Genomic DNA, 13,304 nt, shown 5'->3' on the forward strand with positions numbered 1-13,304 from the left:
AACTAACTGAAAATTTCTAAAAACTTGGCAAAACCGAAAGCAAAAAAGGTAACTCCCTTAATGAAACAATACAATGCCATCAAGAATAAATATCCTGATGCTATGTTACTTTTTCGTGTGGGAGATTTCTACGAAACTTTTAGTGAAGACGCCAAAAAAGCAGCTGGAGTTTTAGGTATTACATTAACAAAACGTGGTGCAGGAAGTGAAACTGAAACTGCTTTGGCAGGTTTTCCTCATCATTCTTTAAATACGTATTTACCAAAATTGGTAAAAGCCGGAATGCGTGTTGCTATTTGCGATCAGTTAGAAGATCCTAAAATGACCAAAACCATTGTAAAACGTGGTGTTACAGAATTAGTAACTCCTGGAGTTTCTTTAAACGACGAAGTTTTACAAACCAAAACTAATAACTTTTTAGCGGCAGTTCATTTTGATAAAAAACAACTCGGAATTTCATTTTTAGATGTTTCTACTGGAGAATATTTGGTGGCTCAAGGAAATGCAGAATACATCGATAAGTTATTGCAAAACTTTAATCCGAGTGAAGTTTTAGTTCAAAAGCAAAACAAACAACAGTTTTTAGAGCTTTTTGAAAACAGATATTATACTTTTTATTTAGATGATTGGGTTTTTCAACCTGAATATGCAAACGAAACTTTACAAAATCATTTTGAAGTAAAAAGCTTAAAAGGTTTTGGAGTTCAAGATTTAAAATACGGAATTATTGCTGCTGGTGCAGTGTTGTATTATTTGTCAGAAACGCAACATAATCAGCTAAAACACATTCAACATATTAGCAGAATTGCTGAAGACAATTATGTTTGGATGGACAGATTTACAGTCAGAAATTTAGAGCTTTACAATCCGAATTCTATAAATGCAGTTACGCTGTTAAATGTAATTGATAAAACTATTTCACCAATGGGTGGACGTTTATTAAAACGTTGGTTGGCACTTCCTTTAAAAAATATTGACGCCATTAAAAACCGTCATGAATTGGTAAAGTTTTTTATAGATTCTGATGATTTTTCTCAGACGGTAACCTATCAATTAAAACAAATATCCGATTTAGAAAGATTAATTTCTAAAGTTGCCACTGGTAAAGCTTCTCCAAGAGAAATTGTACTTTTAAAAGATTCTTTAAAAGCAATTTTACCTATAAAATCATCCGCAGAAAACAGCAAAAACAAAGCAGTAAAAGCATTAGGAAATCAATTGCATACTTGTAATGATTTAATTGCTAAAATTTCTGATACTTTGTTTGATGATGCTCCTGTAAACATCAATAAAGGAAATGCAATTGCAGATGGCGTTCATCAAGAATTAGATGATTTACGCGCCATTTCTAACTCTGGAAAAGAGTATTTAGATAATATGCTAAAACGTGAAACAGAACGCACAGGAATCTCTAGTTTAAAGATTGCGTTCAACAATGTTTTTGGCTATTATATTGAAGTTAGAAATACACACAAAGACAAGGTTCCTGAAGAATGGATTCGTAAACAAACATTAGTTTCTGCTGAAAGATATATTACTGAAGAACTAAAAGAATACGAAACTAAAATTCTGGGTGCTGAAGAAAAAATAGCGAAATTAGAGCAAGAGATTTTTTCTAAATTATTACAATATATCATTCAATTTGTACAAAAAGTACAAGAAAACGCGCAAATTATTGCAAAAATTGACTGTTTAATGTCTTTTTCTGTTTTAGCAATTGATAACAATTATGTGCGCCCAATTATGGATGAAAGCACAGATTTAGATATTAAAAATGGACGTCATCCTGTTATAGAAAAACAGTTACCAATAGATCAAACGTATATTGCAAATGATGTTGTGTTGAATAGAAATCAGCAACAAATTATTATGATTACTGGTCCCAATATGTCTGGTAAATCAGCAATTTTAAGGCAAACTGCTTTGATTGTTTTATTGGCACAAATGGGAAGTTATGTGCCTGCTCAAAATGCAAAAATTGGAATTGTAGATAAGATTTTTACCAGAGTTGGCGCCAGTGATAATATTTCTATGGGAGAATCTACTTTTATGGTAGAAATGAACGAAACTGCTTCTATCTTAAATAACGTTTCTGAGCGTAGTTTAATTTTATTAGATGAAATTGGTAGAGGAACTTCTACTTATGATGGAATTTCGATTGCCTGGGCCATTTCTGAGTTCTTACACGAACACCCAACCAAAGCAAAAACGTTGTTTGCTACACATTATCACGAACTCAATGAAATGACCACCACTTTTGAGCGTATTAAAAACTTTAATGTGTCTGTAAAAGAGTTAGAAGATACTATTATTTTCTTGCGTAAATTGGTTTCTGGGGGCTCTAATCACAGTTTTGGAATTCATGTTGCCAAATTAGCTGGAATGCCAAATATGGTGATTCATAGAGCGAATAAAATTTTGGCGCAACTAGAAAAAAACAACAAAAATTCTGAAGTTAAAGACGTTTTAAAACAAACGCAAGAAGAAGAAATGCAATTGAGTTTCTTTCAATTAGATGATCCTTTGTTAGAAAATATTAAAGAAGAAATTTTAGCCACTAATATTGATACTTTAACACCTATTGAAGCATTGATGAAATTGAACGAAATTAAACGAATGTTGATTAAAAAGTAAGATACTGTCATTCCGAACATAAATGGAGGAATCTCAAATTAAGAATAATTATAAAATGAAATTTCTCTACTACTTTTTTGCTACGCAAGCTACAATCAAACAAAATGCCTTTTGTTTTCAGTAATGCTCGAAATGACATTTTAGAATCTATTATTATATTTAATAAATTTAATAACAACTTGTCATTTCGAATGAAACAAAGTGAAATTGAGAAATCTTAAACTATATGTTGTAAGATTTCTCCACAAAGTCGAAATGACAAAACAGGGTGAAAAAGAAAAAAAATAATGGTAAACAATTTAGAACAAGGTTTTTTCGGAATTGGAATTCAGAATGGAAAAACTCCAGAAAATTTAGGTGTACTTTGGCGTTCTGCACAAAACATGGGTGCTAGTTTTATTTTTACCATTGGTAATCGTTATGCAAAACAAGCTTGTGATACGCATAAAGCTATTGGTGCAATGCCTTATTTTCATTACGAAACCTTTGAAGATTTCTTTAATAATTTACCCAAAGGCGCCATGTTAGTTGGTGTAGAATTAGATGAAAAAGCGGTACAATTAGAAACTTTTACACACCCAAAACGTTGCGTTTATTTATTAGGAGCAGAAGATCATGGAATGTCTAAAATTGCCATCGAAAAATCGCATCATTTGGTAAAATTTAAATCTGAATTAAGCTTAAATGTTTCTGTTGCTGGCAGTATTATCATGTACGATAGACAAGCTAAATTGAATTTTTAAGGTTTTATAAAATAAAAAGTGCATCAAAGAAATAGTACTTTATTATTTATATTAAAATAACTCAGTATCTTTGCAGTATGAATACATCTTTCCTTTTTATTAGTGGTCCAGAAATTATGGTGATTATGTTAATCGTAGTCATGGTTTTTGGTGCAGATAAAATTCCTGAAATAGCTAGAGGATTAGGTAAAGGAATGCGTCAGGTTAAAGACGCAACTAACGATATTAAAAAAGAAATTAAAGACAGTTCTGAAAAAAACGGAATTGATGTAGATGTAACTAAAAACATCAACAAAGAAATTAGCCGTGTAAAAGACAATATTGATGATATTACAGGTCCTATAAAAAGGAATATGTAATCTTATTTCACTCTAGTAATTGTTAAACCATCTCTAATTGGTAGCAGAACCGTTTCTATTCTATCATCTTCATTTAACAACTTATTATATTCTAAAAGTACTTTTGTGTCTTTGTCTTTTGGATCTAATTTTTCTACTACTTTTCCGCTCCAAAGTACATTGTCAGACAAAATAATTCCTCCAGAATTCATTTTATCAATAATTAAATGAAAGTAATTGATGTAATTCGATTTGTCTGCATCAATAAAAACTAAATCGAACTTTTCATCAATCTCAGGAATAATTTCTAAAGCATTGCCAACATACTGTTCTATTTGATTTCTATAACCAGATTTTTCAAAGTATTTGTTCTGTAGTGTTTCTAATTCTTCATTTTTATCAATGGTAAATATTTTCCCTTCAGATGATAACCCTTCTGCTAAACACAATGCAGAATAACCTGTATAAGTGCCAATTTCTAAAATATTTTTAGGCTGAATCAATTTGGTTATCATAGACAAAACTCTCCCTTGAAAAGCACCACTTAACATTCTTGGGTTTAATACCTTTTGCCAAGTTTCTCTACTCAATTCTTTTAGAATTTTAGGTTCTTGTTGTGAATGACTAACTACGTAATTATCTATATTTTCTGGTAAAAAATGCATGTTCTGTCTGGTCGAGCGCAGTCGAGACCTTATTAAATTACTACTATAACCTCTCGACTGCGCTCGAGGGGACAAAGATTTCAAAAGTACAAAAAAACGGAATCTATATTTCTATAAATCCCGTTTCAATCTAACAAAAAATCAAAAAATGTGATTTTCTAAAAATCACGAAAATATCTTTATTTCTTTATTTTTTCTAACTCTTTCTTTAATATCTCTTTTTCTTCTTTAGTCATACAAACCTTAGTTTCTTTACATGCTTTTGCATGACCTTTATAAATTTTTGTAAGCAAATTATTCTGTTTTGTATATAAAGAACATATTTTGCATCCTAAAAAATGAATATTTAATTTCACTTTTTCTAATAAGGTAGAAGCTCCATATTGGCTTTTATCACAAATAGTTGTGGCTTCATCGCAAGTAATTCTAAAATTTTTAAACATTTCTTAAATATTAAACCAGTTATCTTCCATACATTTTCTGAGCTGTGTTCTTGCTCTATGAATAATAACCCATAGGTTTGACGCTGTAATATTTAACTCCTTACAAATTTCTTCAGTTTCAAATTCTTGTATTGTTTTCATTCTAAAAACCAATCCATATTTTTCTGGCAATGCATCTATACAAGATTCTAACTGACTTTTTAATTCTTGATTTTCAATGGTTTTTTCAGATTGATTATCCCAACTTTGTGGCACTCTTTCTTCTAACCAATTTCCTTCATTTTCTCCATCATCATAAAAATTCATTCTTACTTCGGCTTGTCCTTTTTTAGAATTTATTTTTCTATAATGATCTATTATTTTTCTTTTTAAAATAGATATCAACCAAGTTCTTTCTGTAGATTTTCCTTGAAAATTCTTTGCCGATTTTAATCCTGCAAAAAATGTATCTTGAACTAAATCTTTGGCTAAATCACTATTATTAACACGAACTACAGCATAATTATACATGTAATCTGCATAATTATCAATCCATTTATCTGTATTTAATACAACTTGTTCTTGTGCCATTTTAGAAATAAAAACCAAATATAATGCTAATTTTTCTTAATCAATGAATTACAATTTCCTCTTCTTCTCATATCAACCAAATAAATAATTTCCCAAGTTCCATTATTATTAAATAACTGAAAAGAATTGGCACCACAATGACTAAATTTTCCGTTTAAATAAAACTCATAAGGTATCCAAACTGATGCTAAATTTCCATCAACTTTAAATGTATAAGAAAGTAATTTTTCTATATAGACATCTTCTGGTTTCTTATTGGCAACTCCTTTTAATAAATTAGATTTTAATTCTGTTTTTAAAATTTTTTCATCTTTCTTATTGGTAAATGTTGTTTGAATTTTAATGTCTTTATGCAATGTACTTTTTACAATAGCACTATCACCTTTATGTAATCCATCAAAAAAGGTTTCAATAACATTTTGTATTGCTTTTTCATCAGTTTTATGCTGTGCAGATAATGTTATCGAAAAAATAAGAGCAATTACAAAAGCTATAATTCTTGGCATAAAGTTTATTTTTTGAAAAACTAAAACTAAGCAAAAAATTAACTGCTTTTAAAAAAGTAGTTAAGATTAACGAAATATTAACTTGTTTTATATCTCGTTATATTTCTTACATTTACAAGATTAAAAAAAGCGAAAAATATGTCAACAGCTAAGAAAGAATACAAACGTATAACAGTTAAATCTTTAATTGATATGAAGAAAAATGGAGAGAAAATCTCTATGTTAACTGCATATGATTATACCATGGCAAAAATTGTTGATGGTGCAGGAATTGACGTTATTTTAGTAGGAGATTCTGCCTCTAATGTAATGGCGGGTCATGAAACTACTTTACCAATTACTTTAGATCAAATGATTTATCACGCTAGTTCTGTTATTAGGGCAATTGATAGATGTTTGGTGGTTGTAGATTTACCTTTTGGTACGTATCAAGGAAATTCTAGGCAAGCATTAGATTCTGCTATTAGAATTATGAAAGAATCTGGTGGACATGCTGTAAAATTAGAAGGTGGTGCAGAAATAGAACAATCTATTTCTAGAATTTTAACTGCCGGAATTCCAGTAATGGGGCATTTAGGTTTAACGCCACAATCTATCTATAAATTTGGAACATATACAGTAAGAGCTAAAGAAGAAGAAGAAGCTCAAAAACTAAAAGAAGACGCTTTATTGTTAGAACAATTAGGATGTTTTGCTTTGGTTTTAGAAAAAGTTCCTGCTAAATTAGCGAAAGAAGTTGCAGAGAGTTTAAGTATTCCTGTAATTGGAATCGGAGCTGGAAATGGCGTTGATGGACAAGTGTTAGTAACGCATGATATGTTAGGTATGACTCATGAATTTAACCCACGTTTTTTAAGACGTTATTTAGATTTATATAAAGAAATGACTGGCGCTTTTGAAAGTTATATAACTGATGTAAAAAGTGGAGATTTTCCAAATGACAAAGAGCAGTATTAAATTGGATCTTTAGATGGTTAGATGGTTAGATTGTTGGATTTTTAATGAAAATGGAAATTTCTGAAAAAATATATTTTACCATAATATACTTATTATTAATTCCATTTGTACGAATATGTTTTAGCTTTTTATCAAAAAAAACAATTCATCTAACTGAAGAAAAAAATAATTCATTCGCACCTTTTTTTAGGTTCTTTTTGAAGTCTTCATAAAATCAAAACTCAGTACTTTTATTAACTATATTTCTATGTGGTTATAAAATAAATAAACAAATGAAAATTCTACACCTAGATTCAAATCATCCTCTTTTAATAAATCAATTAAACGATTTAGGGTATCAGAATGATGAAGATTATACTTCTTCAAAACAAGAAATCGAAAACAAAATTCATTTGTATGATGGTTTTATTATTAGAAGTCGTTTTTCTATTGATAAAAACTTCCTAGATAAAGCCACAAACTTAAAGTTTATTGGACGAGTTGGTGCTGGTTTAGAAAACATAAATTGTGAGTACGCAGCATCAAAAAAGATTGAATTAATTGCAGCTCCAGAAGGAAATAGAAATGCAGTTGGAGAACATTCTTTAGGAATGCTTTTATCGCTTTTTAACAAACTAAATAAAGCTGATAAAGAAGTTAGAAACGGACAATGGTTGCGTGAAGAAAATAGAGGAATTGAACTAGATGGAAGAACTGTTGGTTTAATTGGTTATGGAAATATGGGAAAATCTTTCGCAAAAAAATTGCGTGGTTTTGATGTTGAAGTTCTGTGTTACGATATAAAACCAAATGTTGGAGATAAAAATTGCCAACAAGTTTCATTAGCTGAATTACAACAAAAAGCAGACGTTTTAAGTTTGCATACTCCACAAACAGCACTAACAAAAAATATGATAAATGCAGATTTTATCAACAGTTTTAAAAAACCTTTTTGGTTGATAAATACTGCTCGTGGAAAATCTGTTGTTACAAAAGATTTAGTTGAAGCTTTAAAATCAGGTAAAATTTTAGGTGCAGGTTTAGATGTTTTAGAATACGAAAAATCATCTTTCGAAAACCTTTTTTCTGATGATAAAATGCCAGACGCATTTAAGTATTTGATCAATTCAGAAAATGTTTTACTATCTCCTCATGTTGCTGGTTGGACAATTGAAAGCAAAGAAAGATTGGCACAAACAATAGTTGATAAAATAAAAGCAAAATTTTGTTAACTTGTAGCACATTTATCATTCCGAACTAAGAATGAGGATGAATCATATTTTAATTAATTTTTAGATTTCTCAATCGACTCAAAAGTCTCATTTCGAAATGACATTTCTATAAAACAAAAAAAGATGCAATACAAAGCTATTTCACCTGAAGATTATATTAGTCAAGTTCAAGAAGAGCGTAAAAACACATTAAAAAAACTTCGCAAAACAATTAAAGAAAACTTACCAAAAGCTTTTGAAGAAGGTATTCAATATGGAATGATTGGTTATTATGTTCCACATTCAATTTATCCAGATGGTTATCATTGCAACCCAAAAGAACCTTTGCCTTTTATGAGTTTTGCATCACAAAAAAACTCCGTAAATTTATATCATAGTGGCATTTATGCAATTCCAGAAATTCATGATTGGTTTGTAAATGAATATCCAAAACATTGTTCTAGAAAATTAGACATGGGTAAAAGTTGTATTCGTTTTAAAAAATTAGAAGAAATTCCTTTTGATTTAATTGCAGAATTATCAAAAAAAATTACTGTAAAAGAATGGATAGATGTTTACGAAACAAACACTAAAAAGAAATAAAAAATGAAAAATAGAGTAACAGGAATTGGTGGTTTATTTTTTAAATCTGAAGACACTAAAGCTTCAAAAGAATGGTACAAAAATCATTTAGGTTTTAATACAGATGATTGGGGCTGTACTTTTTGGTGGAAAGATAAAGATGGAAACAAATGCTCTACACAATGGAGTCCATTTGCAAAAGATACTAAGTATTTTGAGCCTTCAAAAAAAGACTTTATGTTTAATTATAGAGTTGAAAATTTAGTTGAATTATTAGCAGAACTCAAAAAAGAAGGAGTTACTATTGTAGGAGAAATGCAAGAGTATGATTATGGAAAATTTGGCTGGGTTTTAGACAATGAAGGAAATAAAATTGAACTTTGGGAACCAATAGATCAAGTATTTCAATAAAAAACAATTAACAATCTAACAATCAATATATTATGTCAGAAAAAAATGAAAATTTAGAAAAAAAAGAGCCTTTAAAATCGATTACTAATGAAGCAAAAGAAAAGGCTTCTGAAATAAAAGATGAAGCAAAAGAGGTGCTGGAAAGTGCAAAGGAAAAAGCATCTGAGTTTGTTGAAGAAGCGAAAGAAGTTTTAGGAAGTGCAAAAGAAAAGGTACATGAAGTATTATCTGATGAAAACATTGAAAAAGTAAAAGAAAAGGCAGAAGAATATACAGAAGTTGCTAAAGAAAAAGCGGCAGAATTTACAGAAGACGCTAAAGAAGCTTATGAAGAAATTAAAGAAAATGCTTCTGAATTGGCTGGTGAAGCTGCAGAGCATTTAGCTGATTTTGCAGAAGATGCAAAAGAAGAACTTAAAGAAGTGAAAGGAAAAGCTAAAAACTTTTTTCAACGTTTATTCGGTAAATAGAAAATGAAATTACTTTCAAATCATCCAACAGAAGTATTAATCTTATTTTTTTTAATTATCACTTTTGTCCTTTCTGGTATTGAAAAAATTTTTGATTGGAAAGGGAATGTAACTTTTATAAAAGGTCATTTTAAAAATTCACCTTTAAAAAACAGTGTTCCATTATTGTTAGCAATTCTTTTAATTTTAGAAATTGTAGCTAGTATTTTAATGATTATTGGAGTTTATCAAATTTACACATCAGAAGCAAAAGAAATTGCTTTAATAGGAATAGAGCTTTCTGCGATATCAATTATTTTTATGTTGATAGGTCAACGTTTGGCAAAAGATTATCCTGGAGCGATGTCTTTAGGTGTATATTTTATGATTACACTTTGGGGTGTATATTTATTAAATAGTTAAAATTGATTAAATAATATTATCGCTATAAATAATATTTATAAAAAAAGCTCTTAAAACAGACGTTTTAAGAGCTTTTTTCTTTTCATCAAACAACTAATACGTTTACTGGGTTAAAAATAATTCTAAAGCGCTTTAAAGTTGTTTTTAGCACTTTTTAATTACATAAATTAAAGAAGAGTACTCAGAAGAGGTTCTTGCTCTTAGGTTTGATATAAATCCTCTATAGAAAGCTCTTATAGGATTCATTTTACCAGTTTTATATTTCTCACTTAAAAGCGAAACATAATAAGCATCAAATATCATTGGTATTGTATTTTCTACAATCATATTTTCTGTAGAAAAAATCTTATGAATAGACGTTTGAGAGAAATGCCAAAGATGTCTAGGAACATCAAATGCAGCCCAAAACTCTTTATAATATTTTGCGTCGCTACTTTTATGGTTAGGAACAGCGATAATTAATCTTCCTTCATCTGAAAGTAAATCTTTTAATTTTAAAATATGATCTGATAACATTTCCACATGTTCTAAAACATGCCAAAGCGTAATTACATCAAACTTTTTATTTTCAATTTGAAGTAAATCTTCTTTTAAAACAACTCCCTTATCTTTTGCAATTTTACGAGCATCAGAATTAGGCTCTACTCCTAAAACATTCCAATTATTAGCAGCACAAACTTTTAAGAAATCTCCTGTACCTGCTCCAACATCTAAAATGTTTTTTGCTTCAGTTTTAAAAGAATTAATTAAAGAGAGTTTTCTTTTTAAAGTGTAATTTTTTACTGATTGATATGCTTTATCTAATAGTGATTTTTTACTATCGGTGTGAGAAATATAATCTTCACTTTTATAGTAATTTTCTAAATCTACAGGAATTGGTGAAGTTACCAACATATCATAATCTGGGTTAAACATTACCTCGTATGTTTCTCCAGAAACTGTATAGTCTTTACAATTTAAATAAGGCTCAAGCCTTTTGTGAAGTTCTCTTTTTCTCCCCATAATTTTCTTTTTTATAAAATGTTCCACGAGGAACATCAGCATTTTTTTCTAAAATTATCTACCCATATAAACCAAAAGAACAGAAATGTCGCTGGGGGAAACGCCACTAATTCTACTTGCTTGAGATATTGATGTTGGTTGAATTTTACTTAATTTTTCTCTAGCTTCAAAAGAAAGAGATTTTACTTTTTGATAATCAAATTTAGAAGGAATCATAACATTCTCTAATCGATTTAATTTATCTGCATTGTTCTTTTCTTTTTCTATATATCCAGAATATTTTAAATGAATTACAGCTTGCTCTATTACTTCTTTATCAATATTATTTTCTTCTAAAAAAGTAGCTAATTTTTTTACATTTTTAAAATCAGAAAACTCTAATTGAGGTCTTGCTGCTATTTTATAAAGCTTCATAGATTGATTGATCAATGCTAAATTTTTAGCTTCTAAAATAGGATTTATTTCTTCTTGTTTTACACTGGTTTTCTGTAAAAAACTAATTAACAAATCTGCTTTTTCTTGCTTTTCTATTACACGATCTAATCTTTCTTTAGAGGCTAATCCTAATTTAAAACCAATTGGTGTTAATCTTAAATCTGCATTATCTTGCCTTAATAAAGTTCTATATTCTGCTCTAGAAGTAAACATTCTATAAGGCTCTTCAGTTCCTTTTGTTATTAAATCATCTACTAAAACTCCTATATAAGCTTCATTTCTTTTTAATATAAAAGGCGCTTTTTCTTGAACTTTTAAAGCTGCATTTACACCTGCCATTAAACCTTGGGCAGCTGCTTCTTCATAACCTGTTGTTCCATTAATTTGTCCTGCAAAAAACAAATTCTCTATTAATTTTGTTTCTAAAGAATGTGTTAATTGCGTAGGTGGAAAATAATCATATTCTATTGCGTAACCATATCTAAAAAATTTCACGTTTTCGAAACCTGCTATAGAGCGAATTGCTTTATCTTGTATATCTTCTGGTAAAGAAGTAGAAAACCCATTTACATACATCTCACAAGTAGTCCAACCTTCTGGTTCTACAAAAATTTGATGTCTATCTTTTGTTGCAAAACGATCTATCTTATCTTCTATTGAAGGACAATATCTTGGACCTGTAGATTTAATTCTACCGTTAAACATTGGTGATCTATCAAAACCTGTACGTAATAAATCATGTACATCTAAATTTGTATAGGTTAGATAACAAGAGCGTTGGTTTTGTAATGGTTTAGTCGTCGGTAAATAAGAAAATTTTTCTGTAATTTCATCTCCAGGTTGTTCAATCATTTTAGAATAATCTAAAGACCTTCCATCTACTCTTGGAGGTGTTCCTGTTTTCATTCTACCAGATTCAAAACCTTTAGAAACTAAGTCTTCTGTAATTCCTGTTGAAGCTCCTTCACCTGCTCGACCTCCTCCAAAACTTTTATCTCCAATATGAATCAATCCATTTAAAAAAGTACCTGCTGTAATAACAACTGTCTTGGCTTTTATTTCTAAACCTAAAGCTGTTTTTACACCAATAATTTTATGATTATCAAACAATAACCCATTTACAGAATCTTGATAAAAATCTAAATTTTCTGTTTGCTCTAACATTGTTCTCCAACATTCTGCAAATTGCATTCTATCAGATTGAGCTCTTGGACTCCACATTGCAGGTCCTTTAGATTTATTCAACATCTTAAACTGTATCGCAGTTTTATCTGTAACAATTCCACTGTAACCTCCTAAAGCATCAATTTCTCTTACAATTTGACCCTTTGCTATTCCACCCATTGCAGGATTACAACTCATTTGCGCTATATTTTGCAAATTCATTGTAATTAATAAAGTGTGTGCACCCATATTTGCAGCAGCAGCAGCAGCTTCACTTCCTGCATGACCTCCTCCTACTACAATTACATCGTATGTTGTTGAAAATAAACTCATAATTTAACGTTCCACGTGAAACTTTTATTTTATTAACCTGATTATCAATTATTTAAACTCTAATAAAGCTTTATTTTCAGCATTTCTCATCTTCAGTTTCTCATCTTCAGATTTATCTTTATATCCCATATAATGTAAAACTCCATGAATCATAACTCTGTGTAATTCATCTAAAAAAGATACTTCAAAATCTTTAGCATTATCTTCTACTCTTTCTATAGAAATATAAATATCTCCACTAATTAATTTTCCTAAAGTATTATCAAAACTAATAACATCTGTAAGAGTATCGTGTTGTAAAAACTCTACATTTAACTTATGAAGGTATTCATCATCACAAAAGATATAGTTAATTTCACCAACACTAAACCCTTCTTCAGAGACAACAGTATCAATCCAATATTCTAAAAGGTTTTCACCTTTTAATTCAAATGATGTTTCATAATTAAAAGTAATCAT

16 protein-coding genes are annotated in these 13,304 nt (G+C 29.5%); 9 read left to right on the top strand and 7 right to left on the bottom strand.

Annotated features, from left to right (window positions below; all coding sequences use genetic code 11):
* The first annotated feature begins 24 nt into the window (after positions 1-24).
* The 3 genes from mutS (at position 25) to PHEL85_RS10850 (ending at position 3,736) form a co-directional block, all read left to right on the top strand.
* Positions 25-2,634: a DNA mismatch repair protein MutS gene (gene mutS, locus PHEL85_RS10840; RefSeq protein ID WP_036824946.1), complete on the top strand. Its 2,610-nt coding sequence runs from the start codon at positions 25-27 to the stop codon at positions 2,632-2,634.
* A gap of 287 nt (positions 2,635-2,921) precedes the next feature.
* The gene (locus PHEL85_RS10845; RefSeq protein WP_036824948.1) at positions 2,922-3,377 is read left to right on the top strand and encodes an RNA methyltransferase; all 456 of its coding nucleotides are present in this window, start codon (positions 2,922-2,924) and stop codon (positions 3,375-3,377) included.
* Between the two features lie 77 nt (positions 3,378-3,454).
* Positions 3,455-3,736, top strand: a complete 282-nt coding sequence (locus PHEL85_RS10850) for a twin-arginine translocase TatA/TatE family subunit (RefSeq protein ID WP_036824949.1) — start codon at positions 3,455-3,457, stop codon at positions 3,734-3,736.
* 2 nt (positions 3,737-3,738) lie between these two features.
* Here the strand turns inward: PHEL85_RS10850 and PHEL85_RS10855 are convergent, their stop codons facing one another.
* The 4 genes from PHEL85_RS10855 to PHEL85_RS10870 all read right to left on the bottom strand — a co-directional run bounded on the left by PHEL85_RS10855 (position 3,739) and on the right by PHEL85_RS10870 (position 5,899).
* Positions 3,739-4,380 (bottom strand): O-methyltransferase, encoded by a 642-nt coding sequence (locus PHEL85_RS10855; protein ID WP_036824952.1) that lies wholly within the window; start codon positions 4,378-4,380, stop codon positions 3,739-3,741.
* A gap of 179 nt (positions 4,381-4,559) precedes the next feature.
* Complete coding sequence (locus PHEL85_RS10860) at positions 4,560-4,823, bottom strand: hypothetical protein (protein ID WP_036824953.1); 264 nt, start codon at positions 4,821-4,823, stop codon at positions 4,560-4,562.
* Between the two features lie 3 nt (positions 4,824-4,826).
* Positions 4,827-5,393, bottom strand: a complete 567-nt coding sequence (locus PHEL85_RS10865) for a sigma-70 family RNA polymerase sigma factor (RefSeq protein ID WP_036824955.1) — start codon at positions 5,391-5,393, stop codon at positions 4,827-4,829.
* Between the two features lie 26 nt (positions 5,394-5,419).
* On the bottom strand, positions 5,420-5,899 hold the full coding sequence (locus tag PHEL85_RS10870; protein WP_036824956.1) for a nuclear transport factor 2 family protein: 480 nt from the start codon (positions 5,897-5,899) through the stop codon (positions 5,420-5,422).
* A gap of 138 nt (positions 5,900-6,037) precedes the next feature.
* Between PHEL85_RS10870 and panB the strand changes: the two genes are divergently transcribed.
* The 6 genes from panB (at position 6,038) to PHEL85_RS10900 (ending at position 9,911) form a co-directional block, all read left to right on the top strand.
* Entirely contained in the window at positions 6,038-6,856 is an 819-nt protein-coding gene (panB, locus tag PHEL85_RS10875) for a 3-methyl-2-oxobutanoate hydroxymethyltransferase (protein ID WP_036824958.1), read from the top strand.
* Positions 6,857-7,128: 272 nt separating this feature from the next.
* Positions 7,129-8,067 (top strand): 2-hydroxyacid dehydrogenase, encoded by a 939-nt coding sequence (locus tag PHEL85_RS10880; RefSeq protein ID WP_036824960.1) that lies wholly within the window; start codon positions 7,129-7,131, stop codon positions 8,065-8,067.
* 123 nt (positions 8,068-8,190) lie between these two features.
* A complete protein-coding gene (locus tag PHEL85_RS10885; protein ID WP_036824962.1) occupies positions 8,191-8,649 on the top strand; it encodes a DUF1801 domain-containing protein in 459 nt (152 codons plus the stop codon).
* Positions 8,650-8,652: 3 nt separating this feature from the next.
* On the top strand, positions 8,653-9,039 hold the full coding sequence (locus tag PHEL85_RS10890; RefSeq protein WP_036824963.1) for a VOC family protein: 387 nt from the start codon (positions 8,653-8,655) through the stop codon (positions 9,037-9,039).
* A 32-nt stretch (positions 9,040-9,071) separates the two neighbouring features.
* Positions 9,072-9,509 (top strand): hypothetical protein, encoded by a 438-nt coding sequence (locus tag PHEL85_RS10895; RefSeq protein ID WP_052108547.1) that lies wholly within the window; start codon positions 9,072-9,074, stop codon positions 9,507-9,509.
* 3 nt (positions 9,510-9,512) lie between these two features.
* A complete protein-coding gene (locus PHEL85_RS10900; protein ID WP_036824965.1) occupies positions 9,513-9,911 on the top strand; it encodes a DoxX family membrane protein in 399 nt (132 codons plus the stop codon).
* A gap of 144 nt (positions 9,912-10,055) precedes the next feature.
* On the opposite strand, the gene PHEL85_RS10905 is transcribed toward PHEL85_RS10900, so the two are convergent.
* From PHEL85_RS10905 to ybeY, 3 genes are read right to left on the bottom strand one after another with little or no spacing between them, the layout of a single operon-like run.
* The gene (locus PHEL85_RS10905; RefSeq protein ID WP_036824967.1) at positions 10,056-10,913 is read right to left on the bottom strand and encodes a class I SAM-dependent methyltransferase; all 858 of its coding nucleotides are present in this window, start codon (positions 10,911-10,913) and stop codon (positions 10,056-10,058) included.
* A gap of 54 nt (positions 10,914-10,967) precedes the next feature.
* Positions 10,968-12,845: a tRNA uridine-5-carboxymethylaminomethyl(34) synthesis enzyme MnmG gene (gene mnmG, locus PHEL85_RS10910; RefSeq protein ID WP_036824969.1), complete on the bottom strand. Its 1,878-nt coding sequence runs from the start codon at positions 12,843-12,845 to the stop codon at positions 10,968-10,970.
* A 48-nt stretch (positions 12,846-12,893) separates the two neighbouring features.
* On the bottom strand, positions 12,894-13,304 hold the full coding sequence (gene ybeY / locus PHEL85_RS10915; protein ID WP_036824970.1) for an rRNA maturation RNase YbeY: 411 nt from the start codon (positions 13,302-13,304) through the stop codon (positions 12,894-12,896).

Origin of the sequence: Polaribacter sp. Hel1_85 (assembly GCF_000766795.1) — a bacterium.
In the GTDB taxonomy this organism is placed as follows: Bacteria; Bacteroidota; Bacteroidia; order Flavobacteriales; family Flavobacteriaceae; genus Polaribacter.